This is a genomic window from Propionibacterium sp. oral taxon 192 str. F0372 (assembly GCF_000413315.1).
Classification (GTDB): Bacteria; Actinomycetota; Actinomycetes; order Propionibacteriales; family Propionibacteriaceae; genus Brooklawnia.
In genome coordinates this window covers 431,053-457,696 of the sequence record NZ_KE340297.1, presented here as the reverse complement: position 1 = coordinate 457,696, position 26,644 = coordinate 431,053, and the positions used below count along the sequence as shown (strand labels likewise).

The following is a 26,644-nucleotide window of genomic DNA, read 5'->3' as shown; positions in this document are numbered from 1 at the left end:
CATGATCACCGTCTCGAACCTGACAAAGGTCTATCCCACGGCTCGTGGCCCGGTGACGGCCGTCAACAATGTGTCCTTGAAGGTCGCCGATGGAGAGATCTTCGGCATCCTGGGGCGTAGCGGTGCTGGGAAGACGACGCTAATGCGGTGTCTTACCGCGTTGGAGAGACCGACGTCGGGTTCGGTGATGGTGGCCGGCCACGAGCTGACCACTCTCAATTCGTTGACCCTGCGGCAGGTACGTCACCGCATGGGAATGATTTTCCAGCACTTCAATCTGATGGCTGGGCGCACCGCCGCTGGCAATGTCTCCTTCCCGTTGGAGATTCAGGGCGTGCCCGCTGAGAAGCGACATGCCCGCGTCGCCGAGTTGCTTGAGATGGTGGGTCTGTCCGATCGGTGGGACAACCATCCGGCACAGCTGTCGGGTGGCCAGAAACAGCGGGTGGGCATCGCCCGGGCGCTGGCTGCTCATCCCGACGTATTGTTCTGTGATGAGGCCACCTCGGCCCTCGACCCGTCGACGACCGAGCAGATTCTCGACCTGGTCAAGTCGATCAATGAGGCCACCGGTGTCACCGTGGTGTTGATCACCCACGAATCCGAGGTGGTACGGCGGATCTGTGATTCAGCGGCGCTGATGGCCGACGGCACCGTCGTCGAATCCGGGCCGCTGGCCGAACGGATGACCGATCCCGGTTCGCAACTTGCCGATATCCTGCTGCCTGCGGGGGATCCCTCGCTGGATCCGGCAGGGCGTTCGATCGTGCTCACCTTTACAGAGTCGGGTACATCGGAGCCGGTTATCTCCGGGTTGACCCGCGATCTTGACCTCGACGTGTCGATCCTCGGCGGTGCGATCGAATCCATCGCAGGGCGGCAGATCGGCAGGCTACGAGTGAGCCTCTCGCATCCCACTGGGATGGTCGACGAGGGGGCCGTACGGCGCTACCTGGCCCAGCGCGGAGTAGGGGTACACCTGTGAAGCAGCAGAAGAACTGGGTGGATGTCCTGCCCGAATTGTTCCAGTCGCTGGGGCAGACGGCCTGGATGGTGGGGCTGTCGTTCCTGATCACAGTCATCCTCGGCGTGCTGGTCGGGGTGGTGCTGCGCCTGGTGGCCCCCGACGGTTTGCGGCCCAACCAGGCGATTCACTGGGTGGTGGGTGTGGTGGTGAACCTTGCACGTTCCCTACCCTTCCTCATCCTGATGATCGCTCTGCTGGGGTTCACCCGGCTCATCGTCGGCACGGCCTACGGCCCGACGGCAGCCGTCGTGCCGCTGTCGGTGGGGGCGATCCCGTTTTACGCCCGCGTCGTGGAGGCCGCCCTGCGCGAGGTTGACAGCGGGAAGATCGAGGCGGCCCGCGTGATGGGCGCCACCATATGGCAGATTGTGTGGAAGGTATTGTTACCCGAGTCGCTGCCGGGGCTGGTGGCTGGCGGCACGCTTACCTTGGTCACCCTCATCGGCTATTCGACGATGGCTGGCGCCATCGGCGGCGGTGGCATCGGCGACCTGGCGATCCGCTATGGGTACCAGCGATTCAATGCCCCCGTTCTGTTGATGACGGTGACCTTGTTGATCTTCGTCGTCCAGATCGTGCAGTCGATCGGCGACGGCATCGTTCGCTCCATGATGCGTCGCCGGGGGTGACAGCTGGGGTGTCCGGCGCGAGGAGCTCAGTTCCTACCTCCAAGAGGATCTGCAGACGATTCTTCCGCCGGTTCGCGGCATCCGAGGGGGATGAAGCAATTCGTCGTGGGTCTGTCACTGAGCGAGCCGACCGAGGAGATGCGGATCGAACACGAGGTCTTCCTGAGCTGAGCTTGACACGTCAGAGGTAAGAAAAGCCACATTTATGTGAGCAAACGCACACAGCCTCAATCATATATCGGGTTCTTTCATGAGCCCATTGAGGTCGTGGATCTCGTGAGCCTGGACTGACAGAACATCAGCCGGATCATTCAAGCTCCGGCGAAATTGACCATCAAATATCCTGATAAGAGTGTCATGGTTGTGTAAGGTTATGCTGGATGGTGTAAATTCCACCATCTCTAGGTTCATCTCGCCTCCGATGGGTCCCTAGAAAGAATCCGATTGACCATTGACTATCGCGCGTCAATATCGAGTAGAGGTGTCGCAAAAAAATGCTAGTCTGAACTAATTTCATCCACTGTCCGAGAACCCTATATTACTTCACATCGATCGAGTTTGCGTCACGGCTGTTCTTCAAATACTGACCGGCGACGATGGTCAGAAGCGATCGGTCCGACTCGTGCAACAGACCACTAGACAGTGGGTGTTTTAATTGGTAAAATAAATGTAAACAAGCCAATGCGCCCAAGCGTGGACCGAGGAGATGAAGGCGGCGAGGCTGTCTCGGTTCAATGGCCCTACCGCTAAGGTAGGAAGAGGGCGGCAGCTAGCAGTTCAAGGAGGCGAAGATGGCACGTGCTGACCTGCTACTTGACCTCGTTGAAGCCGAGAGACGTGGTGATCGGGACCGCTTCCGCGTTCTCGTCGAAGCGGTGATCGCTGAGGAGCGAGCTAACCAACATCACCTCGTCGCTGACCGCTTGTCTGAGTTGATCACCGCCACCGGGCAGAGCGTTCCACGTGATGACCGCGCTGCAGCTATGCGTGACCTCGTCCAGGAGATCGTTCCTCATCGACGCTTGGAGGAGTTGGAGCTTGCTCCTGTCCCGCATCGGGTTGTTACCGAGCTGATCGAGGAGCAAAAGCGCGCCGAGCTGCTGCGCAGCTACGGGATCGAACCTCGCAATCGACTCCTGTTGTCCGGACCGCCGGGCAATGGCAAGACCAGCGTTGCCGAAGCCATCGCTTCGGAGCTGATGCTGCCCTTCTACGTCGTTCGCTATGAAGGGGTTGTATCAAGCTTCTTGGGTGAAACTGCCGCACGGCTCGACAATGTCTTCGAGTTCGCACGTACTCGTCGTTGCGTGCTGTTTTTTGATGAACTCGACACCATCGCGAAGGAGCGATCCGATGAGCACGAGACTGGCGAGATCAAACGAGTGGTCTCGACACTTCTACTCCAGATCGACCAGTTGCCTCCGCACGTGTTGCTGGTAGGTGCGACCAATCACAGCGAGCTTCTCGACCGTGCAGCATGGCGACGATTCCAGATCCGCGCTGAACTCGAACCGCCTAGTTGTGCTCAGGCGATTCGCTTCCTGGAACGCCTCGCTGCACGCTTGGGTGGTGACCTCGGATTTACCCCCCGCACGTTGGCGGATAAGCTCGCGGGAGCAAGCTTCTCCGAACTGGAGGAATTTGCGTTGGACGTGCGCCGCAGGGCAGTACTCGAACTCCCAGACAGCAACCTCAAGCGGATCGTCCGGGAACGTCTTGAGCACAGGCGGGATCAGGCAGCGAGATGACCGCCGAGCGTCGGCCGCTCCTGGCGTTCGGTTCACCAACGGTGGTAGATCGGCCCACACAACGGTCTCGGGACATGCCGCGCTTATCAAAACCCAACGCCGGGCGCCAGGGGAAACGGCTGACGCCGCAATTTCGCGAACTGAGCGCAGCTTTCGACACAGAGCGAGCGCGTCTTTCCGCTGACACTCCCGACGAAGTCGACCCAGCTTTGGTGGTCGTTTTCGACCTCGCTGGCAGCATCAAAGATTTCCGCAACGCGATCGACAAAATCGATGGACTGGAGTTCCTTTCTGAGCTGATCGGGGATCAATCAGAGCCAGACGACGACTTTCACATGACCGAGTCCAAGAGCGGTCGCATGGAGACACCAGTCCAGCATTCCCTATATCTGATGATGTCGAACGCCAAAGCAATCGACGAACTCTTAAGCCTGTTCAATGCCTGGCAAAAAGACCCGTCAGCGAAGTTCGCCCATGGTTTAGGCAAATTCAAGACCGCGTTCCAACAACTCACCGTGATACGACGTTGGGGACCAGAGGATCGCATCCGAGAGACCGGCCTGCGCAAGCAGTGGCAAGAGACCCTTGACCTCGTAGGACAGTCTGTCAGCACCGTGATGGTCGAGGTCGAGTTGTGGTATCGCTCTGACGCTAGGCGGCGCGTCACCGCGCAGACACACGTCGAGCAGGTCATCGTAGACAGCGGAGGCCGCGTGCTCGACCGCTCCCAGATCGGCGACATCAGCTACCACGCATTGCTTGCGGAATTGCCGAGACAACAGGTTCACTCGCTGCTGGCCTACGGTGTTGAATCCATCCGGCTGCTGACCACCGACGAAGTGATGTTCGTTAACCCGTTCACTCCCATGAGCGTCGCACCGCCAACCATGGAACCGACTTTTGAGGTCAACCTAGCACGCGGGGGATGCACCACTTCTGGTCTGCCCAGTTCTGGTCTGCCCAGGGTCGCCCTGCTGGACGGATTGCCGTTTCCCAACCATGACGCCCTCGTCGGCCGAGTAGTAGTTGATGATCCCGATGGGCTCAGCGAGAACTATCCGCTGGCCTCACGCCATCACGGCACCGCGATGGCCTCCCTGATCATTCACGGCGACCTTTCCGCCGACGGCGAACCGCTCAACCGGCCTCTGTACGTGCGCCCAATCATGCGACCCCACGAGTTCGCGGCAGGACACGAACAGATCCTCCCTGATCGGCTGCTCACTGATCTGTTGCACTGTGCGGTTAAACGAATCATCGAAGGGGAGGCAGGCCGCGACCCTGTCGCACCGAGTGTGCGCGTCATAAACCTCTCCATCGGCGCGCAAGCACGAGCGCTCGTGCGCAGAATGAGCCCTGTCGGTCGGCTACTCGACTGGCTGGCCTACTCCTACAACCTGTTGTTCATCGTCAGTGCTGGCAACCACTTCGGCCCGATCACGATCCCCATTGATGCCGCCAGCGACCCCGAATCCGCGCGATCTGCTGTAATCCGATCCGTCTATGACGCCGCATTGCTTCGAGGTATCCTCCCGCCAGGAGATGCTCTCAACGCCCTGACCATCGGGGCCACCCACAGCGACGGACTCGGTGATATCGACGTCCCAGACACCGTTTGGGACGTTACCCACCCGAACGGACCTGCCCACTACGGCGCAACGGGGCCCGGCGTCGATCGATCGGTCAAGCCTGACCTATACCACATCGGCGGCAGGGCGCTCTACACTCGGCCTGTTGCCCCGTCCTGCGGGCAGGGATCCGTCACCGTGGAACTTGCTAATACCACAAAGACCGGTCCCGGGCTGCAGGTAGCTGCGCCCGGGCAAGCAGGCGCAACCGATAGCACCGTCTTCACCGTTGGCACGAGCAACGCAACCGCGTTGGTGACCCGCGAAGCTAGCCGTTTGTTCGATGTCCTCGAAGCTGGCTCAGACAATCCCGAAGACGCACCGCTACCGGATCCGCAGTACCACCCGCTGCTCGTGAGAGCCCTCCTCGCCCACGCCAGCAGCTGGGATGAATGGGATGCGCAACTGCGCCACGAGCTTGATCTGACCAACCAGCAGGCCCGCCGCCGCCTCACCGCACTCCTGGGCTACGGACGTCTCAACACAGATCGGCTCGGCGCAGCAGCCACGAACAGGGCAGTCCTAGTCAGTGGGGGACTAATTGCACGTAATCAACGTCACACCTATGAGTTGCCCCTCCCGCCCTCGCTTCGCGCACGCGCAGAATGGCACCGCTTCACCATCACTCTTGCCTACATGGCCCCCACGGTCGGCCAGCTCAACCGTTACCGAGGCGTCAAGGTGTACTTCGTTACGCCAGACAATCAGTTTGCTGGCGGAGAGCGTATCAATGCTGAGTACAACTCGGCTAGGCGGGGAAGCCTGCAACACGAGATCGTCCAGGGCACTCGTGCGATGGTGTTCGGTGACGATGATATGTTCCCGATCCACGTCGAGTGTATGGACGATGCTCAACGTCTTGGCGCAGGCAAGAGCGTGCGATACGCACTCGTGGTGTCCATAGAGACAGCGGAACAAACATCGACCACCATCCATGATGAGGTGCGGGCGAGACTGCGCCAGCAGGTTCGTGATCGCGAACGTGGGAGGGTGCAGAGCTGACGCGCACGACGACAGGCCGTGCAGCATCTGCACGCAGAGCCGGACGCATGAGTGCCTACAAAGAGAAGAACCGCTGCCATACCTCACTCGGGCGTCAGCGGCGAACTGGCCGCAGCCGAACTCTTCACTACCTGGAACTGAAGGCAGCACCCGACCCCGTAACTGAAGTGAACAAGAGCAAGGTGGCGAAGTTCATCTTTGGTGTCGCGAACTGGCTGCCCGATCGTGCCACTGAAGCCTTCGAGGGCTACGGCGTCATGATCGTTGATATCGCCAAGGAGGGTATCGAAGGCATCCCGCTGATTGAGCTGTTCGCGCTGACCCAGGTGATTCCTGACCCAGGCAATCCAGCCGTTCTTTGGTGCGCCCGACCCCCACTGGGACGTCGTGCGGGTTCCGGCGGAAGGCTTGCTGAATCTGGTGTTGGTCATCCTCGTTGATCCACCGCAAGTAGGTCAGCCACCGTTCATTTGCCGATGCAACGGTGATAAGAAATTGCCCAATGATTTCCCCTTCGACGCCATGGACGACGCTATTGGCTGGTCGAATTTGGCCGGTTCAGAAGTAACGGGCATCAATGAGCTGCCGCCTTTTCCGGGTAGCGGGATGCCTGCCCTGCTGAATGCGCTCGGATTGTCGAGTGGAGATACTGCGCTGACGTGAGGTTTTGTTCCTTGTTGCTCATCGCTGCTCAATGCGGCCCACCGTTAACCGAGATGATGGCGTACCCATCAACCGTATGGTGGGCCATGATCGTTGCAACAACTTCCAACCAGGTGGCAAGGGCGTTTTGACACGGAGCGGCACCTAGCATCCTTGCGGTCGGACGGTAACATCCTCAACACCTGGTCTTGCGGCAGCATTTCGCTGGGCAACATGGACGTGCGGAGACCCCTGGGGTGAAACACTGGGTTGGGTGCGGGTCATTCCGCGATTGGAAGGAGTTGAGATGGCGAACTACGGCGCATGGCGAGTCACCTACACCGAAGGACGCTGGGCAGTGCTCAGCGGCCCGAGTTCGATGGTCGTGCTGCAACCGGCGCCTGCCGGGGCCAGTCAACTAATCGACGAGGTGTGGGAGGTCGTTCTGGAGGCCGAGTCCATCGCATCTCTCGCAGCGGCGCTAGCTCGCTTCGGCCTCGACCGGATGCCGAACATGGCCGTGCTCTTCCACGCCGATGGAATCCTCAAAGCCCTGCTGCGTGGCGAGGTCGAACTTCGCGATGGCACCACTGGCAAGGTTCTAGCCAGCGGTGAGGGTGCCGACACCTGGTTCGAGGTCACCTCACCCAGCCCGCGCGTCTTCTTGCACCTCGACGATGTCGAACCCAATGACATGCTCCAGTTGCCTCTCGTGGTCGGCGTGGCCCAGGCCTCCGCAGTGCTGGTCGATGTGGCGAACCCCATCCCGGTGAGCACCTCGGCCCCAAGTGCGGGACAGGATGCTCAGGTAGCTCCAACCCCACCGCCGGTTACCGGCGTCAATGAATCCTCGGCCGATGAGCCCGATGGCCTCGCACGTGGTGTTGAGGATTCCGTTTCCCTGTACGACGCCTCCAGCCCGGGCTCGACTTCCCCGGCTACCGCCGGTGGGATGGGTGCCGGGCCTGAGGCGAAAGAACCGCAGGCTGTCGGACCGCTTTCTGCTGTGGATGCCGGAGCACCGCAGCTGGGAAGTGAGGAGGATCTCCCGATCGTCGAGGAGGATGTCACCGAGGCCTTCGCTTTTGCGCCGGAGGATATCCAGAACCTCACGGGTAACGCGTTGCAGGCTGCAGCTTCCGGCGAAGCAGCGAAGGATGAAGCGCACATAGATGCCGCGGAAAGCCCCATCGAGGCCGCCGGAGAACCCGTGGAGCAGCCAGCCGAGTGGGACGAGATGCCCGGTCAGGCCCCTGCCGATCCGGAACTTGTTGCCGCTGCTGAGCACCATTCCGACGATGAGCGGGCCCACGATGCGGAGCTATCCCAGCCGGTCATCCCGGAAGGTTCCGGCATGGAGGTCACCGAGGTATTGGACGATGTCCCGCCCTACGCCCCAGGCCAGGAACCCATTGCTCAAGCCGAGTCGCAGAGCTTCGGGACCCAGTTCGGCAATTCAGCAACAGGAACCACCGGTCCCTTCGGAGCGGAGGGCTTTGGTCACCTCATCCCCGCTTCGGCATCCGATGGCCCCGTCCAGTTCTATGACCAGGAGATATCCGCCCCGATTCCCCAGCCAGAACCGTCGACTCCAGCGGCGCAGCCCGAGCCATCAGTCCCGGACGAATCAGTGCCCTTGGATGAACAGCCCGAGCCATCAATTCCACTCGGACAAATGGAATCACTGTCCGGGATTGAGCAACCAGAGCCTCCGGCACCGGTCCCACAGCCTGAACCTCCGGCCCCGGTAGCACAACCGGAGCCACCAGCCCCAGAACCACAACCGGAACCACCGGCCCCTTCGCCTGCTCCCCAGATGGTCGCAGCGGATGCGACCACTCAGCAGCAGGCGACGTCGCAGTATTCCCCGATGCCCACGCCCGCTCCTTTCGCGGACCCGGCCGCACTTCAGGGTCACCCCGTCGACCCGAGCTTTGGCCCGCGACCAACGATGCCCGCACCCGGTCCCCGGGTCGTTTCCCCGGTCACCGACCACGATGGCGCGACGGTCTTCACCACCGGCATCGCGGCCACCCACAAACCGGCCATGACCCGCACCGAGGAATCCGCGGTTCTGGCCTCGGTGTGTTCCCTCGGCCACCCGAATCGCCCAGGCACCCATACCTGCCGGATCTGCGGGGGAATTGTCGATGCCAACAATCCACAGCTGGTGAACCGTCCAGTCCTCGCCACGGTCGTCACCACTCTGGGCGACCAGGTGCGTCTCACAGCTCCCGTCATCATCGGGCGTGCCCCATCCAACCAGGGCACCGATCTTGATGCGGAATTGTTGCGTGTGCCATCGCCGAACCATGACATCTCGCGTAACCATGTGCGGATCGCCCCTCGTGAATGGGCCATTGAGGTGACCGATCTGCACTCCACCAACGGAACCGTCGTCCAACAGGTCGGTGGTGAGGCATATCGGCTGAACCCAGGACAGACGGTTATCCTAGAGATCGGTGATGTCATTGATCTCGGGGATGGTCAGGTCCTGACGCTGGTTGTTCCCTGATCCGTCGCGATGCGCGGTGCTCAGGTGGTTGCCGGGGTAACTTCTTGGCGGTCACCCGTGCTACCGTCCGATGAGTCGCGTGAAGTGAGGTGTCATGAGGGGACGAACTCACTCCGGTCGACGCGCTGGTGAGCGGGTGACCGGAGGTAGGAAGCGCACCGTGGGCGGCCAGATCCGCGGTGCGCGACATGAAGCTGCCCGCGTTTGGGGACGTTTCTCCCAGTCGCGCAATTATCGCCGTACGCTCGGTTGGCTCCGGCGTTCCTGGCTGACGTGTCTGATGGCGGTTATCGCTTTCGCCATCGGTCTTGCGGCCTGGCTCAATCCGGGGGTGGACGCAGCGCAGGTGGAGCTCAATGAGGGCTCCGTCTATGTGCAAAACAGGTCACGCTCCCTCGTCGGGCAGCTGAATTACCAGATCGACGAGATAGCCGCGGCCACCTCCGTCGGCGATACCGCATCAACCCTCCTGCAGGAGGGCTCCACCGTTCTGGTGAATAATGCCGGGTCCTCCACACTGCAGGCCTATGACCCGGCAACCAATACCCTCTCCTCTCCGGTTTCGCCGCCCGCGAATGCCCAGATGAGTCTCCATGTCGGCAAGATGTCAGTGACCAATCCCGACAACGGCAAGGTCTGGTATGGGCCGGTCGAAGAAATCTCCCGCTCCGATTTCTCTGGTACGGCCTCCCTGGACCTGGGTGATTTCGGCGAGGCCGTGGTCTCCACGGATGGCGAACTGATCGGCCTGGATGTGGTCAACGACGAGATCGTCCACAGTGATGGCCGACGGGTGAAGATCCCCTTTGACGTCGAGCACAGCAATGCCTCGGCCCAGCTGTCCGCCATCGGCAACCGAGCCGTCGTTCTGGATGTCCAACTCAAGCTCGTGTGGGTCGAGGGCGAGCGCCGCCCGGTCGAGATCTCCACAGACGAGACCGTTTACTTGGCTCCGCCCATCCCCGAGTCGAATGCCGCCGGGCGCGGTGGATCGGCGATCATCGCCACCCGCGCCGGCCTGATCACCATTGATGGTGACTCCCCACGTTCCATGTCGGGCCAGATGAATGCGGCTCCAATAGCTCCGGTGGTCGCCGGTGACTGCGTCTACGGGGCCTTCGGAAGCCAGTTCGTCAAGACCTGCAACGGTGGGAACCCGCAGGTGACCGACATCCCGGAGCTTCCCGAGGGCGCCCGGCTCGCCTTCCACACCAACCGCTCCAATGTGGTTCTGCAGGACTTGGAATCCGGACGCGTGTGGCTCGTCGACAAGGGAATGAAGATCGTCGACGACTGGGAGAGATTCAAGGAACCCGATCAGGAGCAGACCCAGACCGCCGACGAGACCGATGAGCGCACAACCCTGCCCGATCGCAATCAACCAAACCGCCCACCGATTGCCAAGGATGACCCGAATCTGGGTGCTCGTTCTGGGCGATCCACTGTGCTGCACGTCATGGACAATGATTCCGATGACGATGGCGATTTGCTGACCATCACCGATGTCGCCGAGGTGGAGGGGGCCTCCCTGCAGGTGACCGGTTTCGGCTCTGGGCTACAGATCACCCTGCCCGCCGACGCCACGGGCACCAAGACCTTCGGCTACACGATCTCCGATGGACGCGGGGGATCGGCCTCGGCGGTCGCGACGGTCAAGGTACTTCCTCCCGATCAGCGGGCGGTGAACGATGCCCCGGTCAATATCCGCCCCTCGGACACCTTGGTGATGTCATCGGGAACCACCAGTTCCAAACGGGTGCTGACCGGCTGGCGCGACCCAGATGGTGACGACTTGGTGCTGGTCAATGCGCAGACCGAGACTGCAGAGTCCGAGGACGAGGTCTCCTTCACTCCCGATGGTGCGGTGACCTTCCGCGACGTGGGCAAGGCCTCAGGCCTCAAGAAGGTACGTGTGTGGGTGTCTGATGGCGTGAGCACCGTCGAGGGGCAATTGCTCGTCGATGTCCGTGAGGGGGAGGCAGCGCCCCCGCTGGCGAACGGTGATTTCGTGGCTAGCGTGGTGAACCGCGAGGTGACGATCTCTCCACTGGCCAACGACGAAGGAAACAACCTTACTTTGACCGAGGTGTAGGCGTCTACCGACGCCTACACGGTCGTCCCGAACTATCCCGAGGGCACCCTCAGTTTCCGGGCCTCGGCACCGGGTACTTACTACCTGGTATACAAGGTGTCAAACGGTCCGGTGTCCAGTGGTTTGATCCGAGTTGACGTCAGTGATGCACAGACCGAGAACAACCCCCCGGTCGCGGTGCGCGACACAGCGCTGGTGCCCTTCGGCGGTTCGGTGGTCGTCGACCCGCTGATCAACGACACCGATGGCGACAACGATGTCTTGGTGATCCAGTCAATCTCCGAGGATCCAGCGGTCAAGGTAGTCATGCAAGAACGCCATCTGCTGACCGTCTCCTTGGTGCGGCAGACCGATGTGCCCGTGCCATTGACCTACTGGGTTTCCGATGGGCGTAACTCCACCCAGGGCACGATCATGGTCTTCCCGGCGCCTGCTGCCGCGAATCCGCTGCCTAGGGCGGTCAATGACACGGTGAAGGTGCGAGCCGGGGCTGCCGTCTCGGTGCCAGTTCTGGACAACGATGTATCGCCGGCGGGCCTGCAGCTGAAGATCGACTCCCTGCCCGGGAATACGCTCGGCAACAATGCGTGGATCGATGGCGAGAACGTCCGGGTGCAGATCGCCGGGGACACCCCAGCCACCACGATGAATCTCACCTACCAGATCAGCGATTCCTCGGGACGTACCGATTCGGCGATCATCAATATCACGGTGGTCTCCGCCGATGCGCAAAACGAGGCGCCGATCCCACCCCTTGTCGAATCCAGAGTGCTCTCCCGGGCCGAGACCAGGCTCAACCTCGATCTGAAGAACATCGACCCCAACGGCGACGCGGTGCGTCTGATGGGCTTGGGGGCCGGGCCCAGCCTGGGACGCATCACCGAGACCGGTGACGGCTGGATGATGTATGAGGCCTATCCCGATTCCCGGGGTACCGATACCTTCAGCTACCAGGTGGTCGATTCCCAGGGCGCCATCAGCGCGGGTGAGATCCGGGTGGGCGTCGCCCCGCCATCGGTCGAGAATTCTGATCCGATCGGCGTCGTCGACGAGGTGGTCGTCGCCCCAGGGCGCACCGTGAATGTGCCCGTGTTGCTCAACGACTACGACGTGGATGGTGATCCTTTCACCCTGCGCGAGGAGAACCCGGTGGAGGCTGATTTCGAGGCCTCGGCGGAGAACGGGTTCGTCGTGGTGAAGGCCCCGGCCGAATCCGGCGAGTACATCGTCAAGTACTATCTGACCGATAACCGGGGTGGTGCGGGCAGTGGATCGATCTACGTGAAGGTTGATCCGAATGCCCCCAATGTGGCTCCCACGGCCGTCGACGACCAGGTCTCGGTGAACGATGTCATTGACCAGTCCTCGGTGGAGGTCGATGTGTTGGGCAATGACTACGACATCGACGGCAAGGTGGGCGATCTGCAGGTGTCGGTTGACCCGGCCAGTGCCGGATCGGGCGCCCGGGTCAACGACAAGAAGCTGGTCGTGCCGGTGAACGAGATGATGCAGCAGATCCGCTACACGGTCACCGATCCCGACGGGCTCACCTCCCAGGCCATCGTGCTGGTGCCCGGGAAGAATGACACCAACCCCGTGCTCGCCGAACCGGACAAGGAGTGGGAGGTCATCGCGGGGGAGCCTTTCACCGTCAACCTCGACACCATGGTGAAGGGGACCCGGGGTCGTCGCGCGCGATTGACCTCGGCCGACACCGTGCGCGCTACTAAGGGGACAGTGAGTATCCGCCCTGAAGGCATCGATTTCCAAGCCGATGTGAATTACGTCGGCCCGGCATCGGTGGTCTTCGAGGTCGCGGACCAGGCCGATCCCTCGGATACCACCGCCCGTAAGTCCTATCTCACGGTGCTGATTAATGTGCGTCCGCCCCAGGACCGCCCCCAGAACAACCGACCTGACCAGATGGCAAACACTGCTCCTCAGGGGCCGGAGAACGTGACCTTGGAGGTGGGGGCCGGTGAATCCGACCAATCCTTCCCGCTACAAGGCCGCTACACCGATCCGGAGGGCGACAATTTCTCTTTCCGGGATTGGAAGGCGGCATCCAGCGGCGATGGCATCAAATGGTCTTCGTCGGTCAACGGCGATGTGATCACCGCTTCTGCGGCGGTCTCGGCGAAGGGCTCCCAGCTCACCTTGTCTGGCAAGGTGGTGGATGCCTACAACGCCTCGCGCGATATCACCGTGACCATCCTGGTGATCGGTTCCACCAGGCCCCTGCCCGACGCTCAACCCGATGTCGTCGAGGATGCCAACGCTGGTCAGAGTCGTTCGGTCCAGGTACTGGCCAATGACCGTTCCTTCCTTGACACCGACCCGAGCCTGAGCGTGGTGGGCGCTGGAGTGGCATCTGGCAACGGCACTGCCAAGGCCGAAGGCGATGCTGTCGTGGTGACTCCCGCCGAAGATTTCGTCGGCACGATGACGGTGCGTTACACGATCGTCGACGCCACCAAGGATGAAAACCGCCAGGTCGATGGGATGATCACCCTCACGGTCCGCTCCAAGCCCTCGACGCCTGGAGTCCCGACCATTGAGGATGAGGGCGACCACTATGTGACCATCAAGTGGACCTCCAACGACTCCAACGGCATGCCGGTCGTCTCCCGGACGGTCTACGCCCGGGCGGAGGATGGGTCGACGACTGCCTTCGACGAGTGCCAGACCAATACCTGCCAGGTGACCGGGTTGCGCAACAACGTGAAATACACCTTCACTGTGACCGAGGCCAATGCGCTGGGTGCTTCCCGGGAATCGGCTCCCTCGGCTGTCGGCATCCCCGATGTGCGCCCGCCGGTGATGGCCGCCCCGGCCCTGTTCTTCCCCGGGGCGGGCAATTCGGGTTCCCTGGTGCTGAACTGGACTCCGCCGTATTTCGACGGTTCGCCGATCACCAGCTACACGCTGACCCCGGTGGTGGGCGGGGGAGCCCCGATCCAGGTGGACGGTTCAACCACCAGCCACACCATCAGGTCGCTGGTAGATAACACCAACTACGCCTTCACGATTCAGGCGACCAATGCCAAGGGTTCCTCGGAGCCTTCCGCCTGGTCTGCGATCGAGCATCCCTCCGGCAATCCGCCGGCCGCGACGAGCGTCACTGGTTCCGATACCAGCAGTGAGAGGGGTGGTGAGATGCAGGTCAAGTGGTCCGGCCCGGGGCAAACCGGTGGGCAGGCCCCCGATCCGGTCGACTACGAGATCTTCGTCGATGGCCAGTCGGCCAACGTGAAGGGCGGTTGGTACTACGACGGAGCCAATGGGTCCGCAGTTGTTGATGCCCCTGGCTGGGGATCGAAGCAGCACACCTTGTCGATTCGCTCCAAGTCACGGGGCGGCACCGCCGACACGCCTACCCAGAACGTCGAAATCACCGCCGCGCCTAGGGACCAAGCAACCGGAACCTTGACCCAGATTGGTGCCGGGAAACTGCGGTTCACCTTGGGCTCGAACTCCGGCAAAGACTGGGATCGTGCCGACGTGCAGCTCAGAATCAACGGTAGTGGCATTGTCCAGTTCGTCCCGGATCTCTCACCGGGGACCTCTAGGGATTTCACCGTCGATGCCTTTGGCGGGTCCTACGACGTAGTGATGCAGACGAAGAAATACTCACCATCAACGGGAAATTCCAAGCTCGGACCGGTGTCGGAAAGCAACCAGGTCTGGGGCGTCTACGGAACTCCAGGGCTGAGCGTGGGAAATCCGTCGGCAGCTGACGACAACTACCGCCAAATCTCGTGGACCGTCTATGGCAACGGGACCGGTGGGTCGGTGGTCAAATACTGGGTCAACGGTCAGTTCTCCCAGGCCAACCCTTGGGATAGCCCGGTGAGCGTCTCCACTGGCGGGTCATCCAAGGATGTCAAGATTCAGGTCTGCGACACCGATGGAAGCCACAAGGATGCCTCCGGGTCGGGGGAGAATTGCTCCACGGTGCAATCGCTCGTCGTGGAACCCGTCCTCTCGGCCACCCACAAATCAGGCCACACTTATACGGTGACCATGAAGGACAACAGGGGAGTGGGCGGTTTCTGGTGCAGTGCCGACGGCGTCCAGGGCTTCGGCATCGGCGACAACGAAAGCACGGACAGGGAATTCCCGGCGGGAAGGCACGAGTTGCTCTGCGCCACCGGTGGGAATGCGCACAAGCACAAGATCACCTTGGAAGTCCAGTGATCAACACATCCAATCCAGGAGAATTCACATGGCAATGACTCCCGACCAGGCGCAATGGTTCGCCGACACTTTTTCGTCGGTGGTGCGCAATGTCGAACGGGCCGTCATGGGCAAGACCGAGGCCGTGCGTCTGGCGGTCACCTGCCTGCTGGCCGAGGGCCACCTGCTGCTCGAGGACTACCCGGGCACCGGCAAGACGACCTTGGCCCGCGCCATGGCCCAGTCTGTGCAGGGGCAGTCCTCACGCATCCAGTTCACCCCGGATCTGCTGCCCTCCGACGTCACCGGTGTGACCATCTACGACCAGAAGTCCAAGGAGTTCGAATTCCATGCTGGGCCGGTGTTTGCCAACATCGTCCTCGCCGACGAGATCAACCGCGCCTCACCCAAGACCCAGTCCGCGCTGCTTGAGGTGATGGAGGAATCCCGGGTCACCGTCGACGGTAACCCCTACCCGGTGGGCACCCCTTTCATGGTCATTGCCACCCAGAACCCAATCGAGCAGGCCGGCACCTACCGGTTGCCCGAGGCTCAGCTGGACCGTTTCCTCATGAAGACCACTTTGGGCTACCCGGACCGTGAGTCGAGTATCCGGATTCTGTCCACCGGTGGCACTCGCCCCCGCTCGGCCGCTCTGGCCGCGGTGATCACCACCCAAGCCGTCACCGAGATGAGCCAGCTTGCATCCTCGGTGCATATTGAGCCAGCAGTCTTCGACTACATTGCCCGGATCGTCGAGGCCACCCGCACGGCTACCGACGTGCAACTTGGTGCTTCCATCCGTGGTGGCCTGGCGCTGACCCGCTGCTCAAGGGTGTGGGCCGCATCCCAAGGACGGCATTTCGTGGTGCCTGACGACATCAAGATGCTCGCCGTGCCATGCCTGGCTCATCGTCTGATCATCGATCCCGAAGCGGAGTTCAACAACGTCACCGGCGAACAGATCATGGTCGAGGTCATCGGGGCCGTCCAGCCGCCCACCGAACGGGTCGACGACTGACGATGACCACCAGTATCGCTCCCGCCCCGCCCGAAACTGGTGACGAAGTCGTCGGACGCTGGGTGGTCCCCGAACCCGTCGCCGTACCGGACACCACCAAATGGTTGGAGACGGGTCGGCGGATCAACGGGATCATCGGCATGCGTGCCCCCGGCTGGCTGCTGCTGGCTGGGGTGCTATTCGCCATGGTGCTCGGTATCACACTGCGGTGGCAGGAATTGCGGCTGTTCGCGATCTGTGGCGGAATCATCTGGCTGATCGCTTTGGGGTTCACCATCGGTCGTCCCACCTTCGAGGTGGGTCTTGACGTGGACGACACCCGCGTGGTGGTCGGAGAGCCCGCGAATGGTGGGCTGGCGGTGCGCAACGTCGGCAATCGCCGCAACCTACCAGCACGCCTCGACCTACCGATCGGCGAGGAGATCGCCTCGTTCCACATGCCCTCGATGGCTCCCGGTGGCGAGCGCCACGAGCAGTTCGCCATTCCTACCCGCCGCCGCGGCGTGGTACCCGTCGGCCCGGCCCTGTCGGTGCAGGGTGATCCTTTTGGTTTGAGCGGGCGGGAGACCACCTGGGGGGAACAGATCGAGGTCTTCGTCCACCCACGCACCGTGCCGTTGGCCGGAAGGATGACCGGTTTCGTGCATGACCTCGAAGGTCACTCTTCGAATCGAACCTCGGCCTCCGATATGAGCTTCCAGGCGCTGCGCGAATATGCCCCCGGCGACGATCGTCGCCATGTGCATTGGAAGTCGTCGGCGCATATCGGCAAGTTGATGGTTCGTCAGTTTGAGGAGACCTTGCAATCCCGAGTTGCCCTGGGGATCGACCTGGCGACAACCTCCTATATCGGTGAGGAAGATTTCGAACTTGCTGTATCGGTCGCAGGTTCGGTGGCCCTGGCCGCCTTGCGGGAACAGAACCCGTTCACCATGTTCGACAACCGCAAGGCCCTTCCAGCAGTGAGCGGACCGCGGGCCTTGGACGAGTTGTCCCGGGTGGAGATGGCGCCTCGCACCAATCTGCTAGAACTCGCCAACACCGTCCTCCAGCTCGATCCGCGGGCCTCGGTGGTCTTCCTGGTCACTGGTGGCGGTATCACCATGGAGGGCCTGCGCCGGGTCTGCGCGATCTTCGACCTCGACACCAGAGTGGTGGGAGTCGCCGCCGACCCGGATACCGCGATGAGCGTGCGCAACGTGGCAAATCTGTCACTGGTCCGGGTGCCTGGCCTTGATGTGCTGGGACGCTGTTTGCGAAGGGCGATGGCATGAGTACGGCAGTCGTGGAACAAGAGACCCTCGCTTCTGATACCCAGGCTGAACGGACTCACCAGTCATCCAGCGCAGCCGCTTCGCTGCGTCGCCTGCCTTGGGCACTCGATGCTGTTGCCCTCGGGCTGCTCGCCCTCGCCCAGGTCGCTGCTTTTCTGCCCGCCTATGGTCAGGGATGGATCTGGGTGTGCGTTCTGGGCGGTACTGCGCTGGGGGTGTTGCTCGCGGCAGTGTCCATGATGCGTCGTTGGGGCCCGGCCCCAACGGTGGGTGTTGGGCTCATTGCATGGTTCGTTCTCGGTGGGCTGCTGGCCATGCCCGATGCGAACGTGGGCTACGTCGTACCGACCCTGCGCACGCTGCGTGGCTTGGCCGTCGGTCCGGTCACGGCGTGGCGGGATGTCCTGACCATCGCACCACCGTTGGGTACCACCTGGAATCTGATGGTCGTCCCGCTGCTCGTCACCTTCGTGGGCGGGATTGTTTCCTGGACCTTGGCGCGGCGCTCGGTTCGCCCGACCGTCGCTTGGATGCCCTCGGTGCTCGGCGTGCTCATTGGTTTCGCGGTGGGTACCCATGTCTCGGTGCTGCCCTTGGTCGTCGCGGTCGGGGTGCTCGTCATCGTGGTGGTGTGGACTGCCCTGCAACGCAACCGGGCGCGCACCACCTTGGTGCGCACGGTGTCGTCGCGACGGGTTCCACAGCTGGTGTCCGGAATCATCGTGCTGGCCATCGCGATTTCGGCCACGTGGGCACTGTCCGGGCTGGTTAACCCCGGTCAGCATCGCAAGGTACTGCGCGACGAGGTGGTGGAACCGCTGAACACCAAGGTATGGCCCTCCCCGCTGCAGGGCTTCCGGGCCAACATCAGCCAACAGGCCGATACAGAGTTGTTCACCGTTGAAGGGGTCGAGGCGGGCACCTTCGTCAGGATCGCCACCCTTGAGGATTACGACGGGATGACCTACAACGTTGCCAACTTCGATGCCAGTCAGCAGGCCCTGTTCACCAGGGTAGGCGCCCGGATCGCCGACCCTACCTCCGGCGAGCACCACAATGTGCTGGTGAAGATCGATCACTACCAAGGAGTCTGGCTGCCCAACGTCGGGGCCACCACCGACGTGACCTTCGATGGGAACCGGCGGATCGCGATGAGTGACTCCTTCTACCATTCGATCTCCTCGCAGACCTCCGTGGTGGCGACAGGGATCGGGCAGGGCGACAGCTACGAGCTGGAGGCCGTCATCCCCGAGAATCCCTCGGTCAACGAGATCGAGAACGCGAATATCGGCAACTACCAGATGTCGCAGCTTCCCGTGCTGCCCGAACGGGTGCGGGAGCTCGCCTCGGTGTGGAGTACCGGCGCCTCGAATGCCGGCGATTCTGCGAAGATGATCGCTGACCGATTGTCGTCGACGGGCTGGTACTCCCATGGCGTTGACGAGGAGGAAACCGTCTCGCTCCCTGGTCACTCGGTGTCGCGGATCACCAAACTGCTCGAAGACGAGAACGCCATGATCGGCGACGACGAACAGTACTCGGTGACAATGGCGCTGATGTGCCGGGAACTCGGCATACCTGCCCGGGTCGTCTACGGTTATGTGGTCGGCGAGACTGGGCGGGCCATCACCGGTAGGGACGTGCGCGCCTTCACGGAGGTGAACCTGGAGGATCTCGGTTGGGTACGCTTCGATCCGACGCCCTCCCCAGACCGGATTCTCAAGGAATACAACCCGACCACCTCCACCCAGACTCGTCCGCACGTCGATAATCCACCGCCGGCTCCGGATCGTCCCGATCTCAACACCCCCGACGACAAGTCTCGCGCCGATCAGCCCGACAACAATGACAAGAAGTTCCGGATCAATTTCGGTGCGATCCTGCGATATTTCGCCACTGTTGGCCTGCCGCTGATCATCATCTTCGGCCCCGTCGTATTGATCCTCGTCGTCAAGGCCAGGCGTCGCAGGGCCCGCATGTATGCCCTACGGATGAGTGACCGGGTGTCAGGGGGATGGGCCGAATTGCTGGACACTGCCCGTGACCTCGGCGAGAGTGTGTCGCCTGCCGCGACTCGCTCAGAACAGGCAGCCCGACTGGTGGTGACCTACCCGGGCTTGGGCACCGATGCTAATGCCGAGCGGTTGGCCCGTCAGGCCGATACCTCGACTTTTGCTCCTGAACCGGTCACCGAGGAACAAGCAAACCGCTACTGGCAAGGGGTTGATTCCGCAGTTCAAACGCTGAGAGGCACCGTGACACGACGCAAGGCATGGCTGTCGCGGCTGTCCACCCGGTCTTTCCGTCGCTTCCGGTGAACAGAAACGGCACAATGGTCTGCATGGTCACCAGCGCCCACAGGAGACAACAGTGAGCACCACCACGGAACGGTCGATCGCCGTCGCGCCCTTGGGGCGCCGTTTGCTTGCCTCACTCATCGATCGCATTGTCCCCAGCCTCGTCATGATCCTGATGGTGCTGATCAACCAGGTGTGGACCCTGGATGGCTGGCTGATCTACGACGTCATCCTGGTCGCCGCGTTGTGGGGATGGGTGATGGTGCAGTGGTGGTTGTATGCGACGCGCAAGGCCGGGCTCGGCTACCGGGTAATGGGCCTACAACTGGTGCATATCTCCAGCGGCAAACCCATCGGCTGGGGCCGGATGTGTTTGCGCACCCTGGTTCTCCAGGCGTGCTGGACCCTTTTCATCCCCGGGATCATCATGGTCATCGCGCTGGTGGTACACGAACGACGTCTAGGCTGGATGGACATGGCTGCCCGGTCAATCGCGGTGCGCCGCAAGCAGCGCCGGGTGGCGCCTGAGGCCATCACGCCCACACCCGCCAAGATTTCCTCTCCCGCCAATTCGGTGGTGGGTTTGCCTGCCCACCTCACCTCCGGGGGATTTGACGGTACCCCCGCCATGCCGACCGCGCCCACGGCACCTCCGCCGCCCATTGACCGAGTGCCCGACCCATCCCAGCCCACATGGGATGATCGCTCCGGGTTCGCTCCCACCACGCCCAGCCAAGATATCGGCTCGGCGCCTGGCAGCGGTTTCGATGCACCACCCAGCAGGGCGATCCCTGGTCAGCAGCCCGGCTTCTCTGCTCCGGTTTCCCAGACGCCGATCTCCCAACAGGCCCCTGCCGATCCCTGGACCCAACAGGTGCCGCAGAGGTCTATGTCGGCGGGAGCACACCCGACACCCGGAAAACCCTTCCAGCATGCGCCTGCACCCGTCTCCCAGCCATCCCAGCCGGTCACCTCGGCCCCGATCTCTCAGGTCCCTGGATTCCCCGCTACCCACCAGGAGCCGACGCACGGGGGGCAGGCTCCGCTATTCGGGCAGCGCACCTTGGTTCCTGGTGAGCCCTCGCCGATGGTAGGCCAACCCAACCCGTCGGGGACCGGGTGGCCCGTTCCCACCCAGCCGGAAGCGGTGGCTGTCCAACCGGAGACCCCAATCAGGATGAAGCCGCGCCAGGTTGCTGATGAGGGGGATGAGGGCACCCGGCTGGTCCAGAAACCGAACACACGCCCAGCCGACGAGGGCTGGATACTGCGACTGGACGACGGGCGCACCATCAAGATCGACGGCAAGGTGCTCCTTGGGCGCGCCCCGGTGCCCCGCGAGGGGGAATCGGCCGTCGCCGCGGTGGCCGCAGGTGAACCGAGTCGCACCGTCTCCAAGACTCACCTTGCCATCGATGTCGATGCCCGCGGTCCCTTCCTGGTAGACCGCGGCTCCACCAACGGAACCGCAGTCTACGATCAGCAAGGCGATTTGCACCCCTGCCCCGCCGACCAGGTGATCCGGTTGGTCGAGGGACAAATCGTTAGTTTCGGCGAACGCCAACTACAGCTGATGCGGGAACGCACCTCGCAACCGAAGTGAGCTGTCGGCGTGACCTTCTGGACCGCAGCGTCCGGGGCTAGCCAAGGCTTCGGTGGTGTCGTTGCAGCGCCGATAACCCGGTGTCTGGGTCATGGTCGATTCAGGTTTCTGGGATGCTTACCCTGGTGAACCGCAGGTGCGAGCGTGAGGGGGTTGGACCGCGCTGGCCCTGGTAGTGGGAGCCGAGGCTTGCCGAGCCGTAGGGCACCTCCGATGCGGAGGACATCTGGAAGAAACACAGCTGGCCGATTTTCATGCCCGGGTAGAGCTTGATCGGCAGGGTCGCCATATTGGACAACTCCAAAGTGATGTGCCCAGAGAAACCAGGATCGATGAAACCGGCCGTCGAATGAGTGATCAGCCCTAGGCGCCCCAGCGACGATTTGCCCTCCAGCCGGGCGGCGATGTCATCAGGCAGAGTGACATACTCATAGGTTGCGCCCAGAACGAATTCGCCGGGATGTAACACGAAGGGCGTGTCGGCGTGCGGGGAGACCTCGCGGGTCAATTCCGACTGGTCTATGGAAGGGTCGATGGCGTCATAGCGGTGGTTCTCAAAGACCCGGAAATAGCGGTCGAGGCGCACATCGACCGAAGCGGGCTGCACCATGGTCTGGTCCCACGGATTGAGGATGACGCGTCCGGCATCGATCTGGGCACGAATGTCACGATCCGACAACAGCATGGGGCCAGTCTATGTGAACAGCAGCGCGGGCGGACTATGCGGATGATCAACTTGGCCGATCCGGATCACGGCGTAGCTCGTGTATTTTTGTCTCCCGCATCGTCGGTGATGGGCAAGTAGAGCGTGGAATTGCTCATCATCGCCGTTATAGGGATGCTGGTCATCAAGGCCTGCAACCAGCTGGCCCAGTGCGCGGATTATGCCTGGCCCATCATCTTGCTGGGCCTTGGGTTGGGCTCGGTTTCCTGCCCTGGGTCTGGAGTATTGAGGTCAACCAGGAAGTGATTCCCGGAAGTATTCTTCCGCCTTTTCTTTTCACAACCGCGGTGTCCATGCCTGTCATAGAGTTTCGGCGTGAACCGGGCAGCGTGGCTGGGTTTGCTATCGGGCTCGTGCCGGTTTGTGTGGTCCTGGCTCAGTTCCGGGTTGACTCCCGCATCCGCACCTCGTGGGGAACCACCGGCTCCGGGGCAACGTTTTCATCCCCGAGGACCAGTCGCGTGGCCAGTTCCCCAGCCAGGGATGCGTCCACCGACACCGAGGTGATCCCCGGGACGGCGTCGCTCAGGGCACCCGAATCACCGAAGGCGGCCAGCCCGACATCGTGGGGGACATTGAGATTGGCCGTGCGTAGGGCACGTAATGCGCCGAGCGCCTGGAGATCGTTGGTTGCAAAGATCACATCAGGCAGCCGACCCACCCCTAGCAGATCATGCACCGACTTCTCGGCCGATGCCCGGTCAAAACCGCCGGTCATCGTCGTGACAATACGTCCGCCTCCCGCCTCGACGGTCTCGGTGAAGGCCTTGGTACGCTGCACCGCAGAGGCTCGGTCGACGGGTCCCGCGAGAATGACGAAGGACCGGTGCCCAGCGCCCAACAGCTTCTCGGCAAGATGTTTCGTGCCAATTTGGTCGGGCAGCTGCACCGACGCAACCCCCACTTCCCCGGCCCCGATGCTCACCACGGTGGTGTCGTTGGCCCGCAGAGTTTCCAGGCAGGTACTCAACTCGGCCCGATCCGGATTACCGCCATGGGCGTCACCGGCGATGATTACCCCACGCACCTGTTGCGCGGCGAGCACCTGCAGGGCCGCCGTGCGATTGGCAGCGGATGAGCCGGTGGAAGTGACCGCCATCAACAACCGGTTCTCGGTGGCGACTCGTCCTATCCCGGCTGCGACGGCTGCAGAATAGGGATCGGCAATGTCATTGACCAGCAGGCAAACGATATTCGACACGCCACGTGCCATGGCCTGGGCCCCGGCATGGGGAACATATTTGAGTTCGTCAGCGGCTGTCTGCACCCGCTCTGCCAGATCGGGGCGCACGGTCCGGCCCGCGGCTCCGTTGAGGACACGGGACGCCGTCGCCAAGGAGACCCCGGCTCGTTCAGCAACCTCGCTCAGAGTGCTCATGGAAAGCAGTTTACTCATGCCGCCAGTGAGTGTGGAGAATATGGAAAACTGCTGATAACGCTTTCCGGATCAGCTGTTGGCCTAGGAATCTGCGGATGGACAAGGGCTGTGCCAGGCGGACTGTTTCTCAGGCGGCGACAACCAATTCCTGCCGCAGATAAGCCGCACCGCCGGTGACCTCCAGAGAACCGACGAACAGCCGCCAGCCCTCGGGTTGCTCGTCGTCGAGAACCTCGCAGGCTTCGGAAATTGCCATCGCCTTGGCAAGGGGATCTGGGAGAACCTCTTCCGGGCCACCGGATCCTGTCTGCCAGCGGACGAAGATGTCGGTCACCTTGCGACGGGCGGTGTCGGTCAGGTCGTCGGTGGAGGTGATGGTGGCTACCGTACCCATCGTGGTGAATGTGTAGCGACGGGCGGTGTCGAGGATTTTCATGGTCTGCATAGTTCCTGTTCCTTTTGTCGTTCCGAGAGACGAGGCGCCGGCGGGGAGAAGCGGCGTCGCTGTCGGCTGCCTCGGCTCTGTAATGAGCATGACGCTCGAAGCTGTGTGAGTGCTGTGTTCGTACTGTGATCTGGGCGTGGGTGCGATTCTTGGCCAAACACTGGTCAGCACCATCCCACAAGCAGTCCGCAATGAGCGACCGAGCTCTTGTCACAGCTCAGAGCTCATCGCTCGGAGTCGTCCTTCGCGAGTGGCAGAGTGATGGTGAATCGTGTCCCATGGGGGGAAAGATTTGTTGCTGTGATGGTTCCTCCGTGCTCCTTGACCACCGCAGCAGCGATCGCCAGTCCCAGACCCGTCGATCCCTCGGCGTCATGGCCCCGGGATGTATCGCCTCTGGTGAATCGCTCGAAAAGCTTGTCGATGAGCTCCGGTTCTACGCCCGGGCCGTCGTCGGACACCCGTACCGCCGCTATGTCGCCCTCGACGGCCAGGGAAACCATCACCGTGGTGCCCGCCGGGGTGTGCTTGCGGGCATTGCCCATGACGTTGACCAATACCTGCTGCAAACGGGCAGCATCGGCCTCCACGATGACCGGGGTGGAGGGAACCTCCAACCGCCAATGATGGTCCGCAGAAGCTGCCCGGGTATCAGAGATCGCTGTCAATACCGATTCGGCAAGGTCAATCGGGTGACGTTCCAGGCCCACCCCGTTGTCCAGGCGGGCCAGCAGAAGCAACTCCTCGACCAATTTACTCATCCGCTGCGATTCGGAATCGATGCGTCCCAGGGCGAAAATGATATCGGTAGGCAGTTTGTCGCGGCCCCGGCGGGTGAGTTCCGCATAACCGCGGATGGAGGCCAACGGATTGCGCAGCTCGTGGGATGCGTCGGCGACGAACTGGCGCACCCGCTGCTCGGATGCCTCCCGGGCCCGCAGCGAGTCTTCCACATGGTCCAGCATTGAGTTGAGAGCCGTTCCCACCCGGCCTACCTCGGAGCCGGGGGAGAGTCCTGTCATGTCCACGCGAGCGTCGATGGAGACCTCACCTGATTCCAGTGGAAGATTTGATACCGTCACCGCGGTGCATGCTAGCTGGTTGAGACGCTTCAGTGAATTGCGTACCACAAGGGTGGATACCAGTGCGGCGAGAGCTGCGGCCAGGATGATGAGGCCTGCTTCGGCCCACATGAGGTCCTTCAGTACTGCTTGGGTGGCGGCCATCGGCACGGCGACGGCAAGCAAGGTGTCCCCACGGCTGATGGCGGCGGCGCGGTAGGTGCCCAGACCCTCGACAGTAATGGTGCGCACTATTCCGTCATCAGGCAGATGAGTCAGGGTCGCGATCTGCTCGGCGGAGGCAACCGAGGGCCCGGTGGACAATACGATGGATCCGAAGGCGGATCCGGAGGGGTTAGAGACCACGGTGATCGACCCGGTGGGTAAGCCGCCAGTTCGTAGTTCCACCGGGCCCTCGGTCGGCAGGGCGTCGGGTTCTTTGGTGTTGGGTCCGCGGGGCCGCGAATCGGTGGCCCGTACCGCGTAGGTGATCTGCTGGTCGACGGCGTCGGTGAGGATCCGGGCGACCAGGAAGGTTGACAGGCCAGCCATCAGCACCGCAGCCACCGTTACGATGAGGGTGATGCGGACGACCAGTTGTCGGCGCAGGGTTGGCGTGGTGCGCAGCGTCATCTCACTGGCCAGCCGGTTTGATGACATATCCGGCCCGGCGCATGGTATGGATCATCGGTTCGCGGCCGACGTCGATCTTCTTGCGCAGATAGGAAATGTACAGTTCCACCACGTTGTCCTCCCCGCCGAAGTCGTAGTTCCACACTCGGTCCAGGATCTGCGCCTTGGACAGTACCCGGCGCGGATTGCGCATCAGATAGCGCAGTAGCTCGAACTCGGTGGCGGTGAGATTGATCTGTTCGCCGCCGCGGGTGACTTCGCGGGCATCCTCGTCCATGACCAAGTCGCCGACTACCAAAAGTGCATCTTCGTTGTGCACCGCAGCCCCCGAACGACGCAGCAGGGCTCGCAATCGGGCGATGAGCTCTTCCAAGGAGAAGGGTTTGGTGACGTAGTCGTCGCCGCCAGCAGTCAACCCGGCGATGCGGTCGGCGACGTCATCTTTGGCGGTGAGGAAGATCACTGGCATATTCGGTTCCTCGGTGCGCACCCGGCGCATCACCTCAAGGCCGTCGAAATCAGGCAGCATCATGTCCAGGATGATTGCATTCGGGCGCACTTCACGAGCCAGCTTGACCGCTTCGGTTCCGGTGCAGGCAGTATGTGGTTCCCAGCCCTCGTAGCGCAGTGCCATACGCAGCAGCTCGGTCAGCGAAGGCTCGTCGTCGACGGCGAGGATGCGTAGTGGAGACCCGTCGGGGCGGGTCATCGGTTGTTCGGTGCCCATGGCACCGATTCTGACAGGAGAA

General features: G+C 62.2%; 19 protein-coding genes. 13 read left to right on the top strand and 6 right to left on the bottom strand.

Annotated features, from left to right (window positions below; translation table 11 throughout):
* The first annotated feature begins 1 nt into the window (after position 1).
* The 3 genes from HMPREF1531_RS02150 (at position 2) to HMPREF1531_RS02135 (ending at position 3,404) form a co-directional block, all read left to right on the top strand.
* A complete protein-coding gene (locus HMPREF1531_RS02150) occupies positions 2-985 on the top strand; it encodes a methionine ABC transporter ATP-binding protein (protein ID WP_016668246.1) in 984 nt (327 codons plus the stop codon).
* A complete protein-coding gene (locus HMPREF1531_RS02145) occupies positions 982-1,656 on the top strand; it encodes a methionine ABC transporter permease (RefSeq protein WP_016668245.1) in 675 nt (224 codons plus the stop codon). The genes HMPREF1531_RS02150 and HMPREF1531_RS02145 overlap by 4 nt, the downstream gene beginning before the upstream one ends.
* A 791-nt stretch (positions 1,657-2,447) precedes the next feature.
* Positions 2,448-3,404 carry an AAA family ATPase gene (locus tag HMPREF1531_RS02135; protein WP_016668243.1) on the top strand — a complete coding sequence of 319 codons (957 nt, stop codon included), beginning with the start codon at positions 2,448-2,450 and terminating at the stop codon, positions 3,402-3,404.
* 86 nt (positions 3,405-3,490) lie between these two features.
* On the opposite strand, the gene HMPREF1531_RS14045 is transcribed toward HMPREF1531_RS02135, so the two are convergent.
* Positions 3,491-3,715, bottom strand: a complete 225-nt coding sequence (locus HMPREF1531_RS14045) for a hypothetical protein (protein ID WP_232210211.1) — start codon at positions 3,713-3,715, stop codon at positions 3,491-3,493.
* 24 nt (positions 3,716-3,739) lie between these two features.
* Between HMPREF1531_RS14045 and HMPREF1531_RS02130 the strand changes: the two genes are divergently transcribed.
* From HMPREF1531_RS02130 to HMPREF1531_RS02080, 10 genes are all read left to right on the top strand, one after another.
* Entirely contained in the window at positions 3,740-6,034 is a 2,295-nt protein-coding gene (locus tag HMPREF1531_RS02130; RefSeq protein ID WP_232210210.1) for a S8 family peptidase, read from the top strand.
* 47 nt (positions 6,035-6,081) lie between these two features.
* The gene (locus HMPREF1531_RS02125; RefSeq protein WP_016668241.1) at positions 6,082-6,474 is read left to right on the top strand and encodes a hypothetical protein; all 393 of its coding nucleotides are present in this window, start codon (positions 6,082-6,084) and stop codon (positions 6,472-6,474) included.
* On the top strand, positions 6,455-6,697 hold the full coding sequence (locus HMPREF1531_RS13490) for a hypothetical protein (protein ID WP_156860138.1): 243 nt from the start codon (positions 6,455-6,457) through the stop codon (positions 6,695-6,697). Before HMPREF1531_RS02125 ends, HMPREF1531_RS13490 begins: the two co-directional genes overlap by 20 nt.
* A gap of 286 nt (positions 6,698-6,983) precedes the next feature.
* Positions 6,984-9,191 carry an FHA domain-containing protein gene (locus HMPREF1531_RS02120; protein WP_016668240.1) on the top strand — a complete coding sequence of 736 codons (2,208 nt, stop codon included), beginning with the start codon at positions 6,984-6,986 and terminating at the stop codon, positions 9,189-9,191.
* Between the two features lie 94 nt (positions 9,192-9,285).
* Positions 9,286-11,283: an Ig-like domain-containing protein gene (locus HMPREF1531_RS02115; RefSeq protein WP_156860137.1), complete on the top strand. Its 1,998-nt coding sequence runs from the start codon at positions 9,286-9,288 to the stop codon at positions 11,281-11,283.
* A gap of 111 nt (positions 11,284-11,394) precedes the next feature.
* Positions 11,395-15,480, top strand: a complete 4,086-nt coding sequence (locus tag HMPREF1531_RS02100) for an Ig-like domain-containing protein (RefSeq protein WP_016668238.1) — start codon at positions 11,395-11,397, stop codon at positions 15,478-15,480.
* Positions 15,481-15,508: 28 nt separating this feature from the next.
* Positions 15,509-16,480 (top strand): AAA family ATPase, encoded by a 972-nt coding sequence (locus HMPREF1531_RS02095; RefSeq protein WP_016668237.1) that lies wholly within the window; start codon positions 15,509-15,511, stop codon positions 16,478-16,480.
* Between the two features lie 2 nt (positions 16,481-16,482).
* Complete coding sequence (locus HMPREF1531_RS02090; RefSeq protein ID WP_016668236.1) at positions 16,483-17,754, top strand: DUF58 domain-containing protein; 1,272 nt, start codon at positions 16,483-16,485, stop codon at positions 17,752-17,754.
* The gene (locus tag HMPREF1531_RS02085) at positions 17,751-20,072 is read left to right on the top strand and encodes a transglutaminase-like domain-containing protein (RefSeq protein ID WP_016668235.1); all 2,322 of its coding nucleotides are present in this window, start codon (positions 17,751-17,753) and stop codon (positions 20,070-20,072) included. Before HMPREF1531_RS02090 ends, HMPREF1531_RS02085 begins: the two co-directional genes overlap by 4 nt.
* A 52-nt stretch (positions 20,073-20,124) precedes the next feature.
* On the top strand, positions 20,125-21,654 hold the full coding sequence (locus HMPREF1531_RS02080) for an RDD family protein (protein ID WP_016668234.1): 1,530 nt from the start codon (positions 20,125-20,127) through the stop codon (positions 21,652-21,654).
* 100 nt (positions 21,655-21,754) lie between these two features.
* Here the strand turns inward: HMPREF1531_RS02080 and dcd are convergent, their stop codons facing one another.
* From dcd to HMPREF1531_RS02055, 5 genes are all read right to left on the bottom strand, one after another.
* Positions 21,755-22,339 (bottom strand): dCTP deaminase, encoded by a 585-nt coding sequence (gene dcd, locus HMPREF1531_RS02075; protein ID WP_016668233.1) that lies wholly within the window; start codon positions 22,337-22,339, stop codon positions 21,755-21,757.
* 415 nt (positions 22,340-22,754) lie between these two features.
* Positions 22,755-23,756 carry a LacI family DNA-binding transcriptional regulator gene (locus HMPREF1531_RS02070; protein ID WP_036896996.1) on the bottom strand — a complete coding sequence of 334 codons (1,002 nt, stop codon included), beginning with the start codon at positions 23,754-23,756 and terminating at the stop codon, positions 22,755-22,757.
* A gap of 127 nt (positions 23,757-23,883) precedes the next feature.
* Positions 23,884-24,201: a hypothetical protein gene (locus HMPREF1531_RS02065; RefSeq protein ID WP_016668231.1), complete on the bottom strand. Its 318-nt coding sequence runs from the start codon at positions 24,199-24,201 to the stop codon at positions 23,884-23,886.
* A 224-nt stretch (positions 24,202-24,425) separates the two neighbouring features.
* Positions 24,426-25,922 (bottom strand): sensor histidine kinase, encoded by a 1,497-nt coding sequence (locus HMPREF1531_RS02060; RefSeq protein ID WP_084669240.1) that lies wholly within the window; start codon positions 25,920-25,922, stop codon positions 24,426-24,428.
* Positions 25,897-26,622, bottom strand: a complete 726-nt coding sequence (locus tag HMPREF1531_RS02055) for a response regulator transcription factor (protein ID WP_016668229.1) — start codon at positions 26,620-26,622, stop codon at positions 25,897-25,899. The genes HMPREF1531_RS02060 and HMPREF1531_RS02055 overlap by 26 nt, the downstream gene beginning before the upstream one ends.
* Between the last annotated feature and the right edge of the window lie 22 nt (positions 26,623-26,644).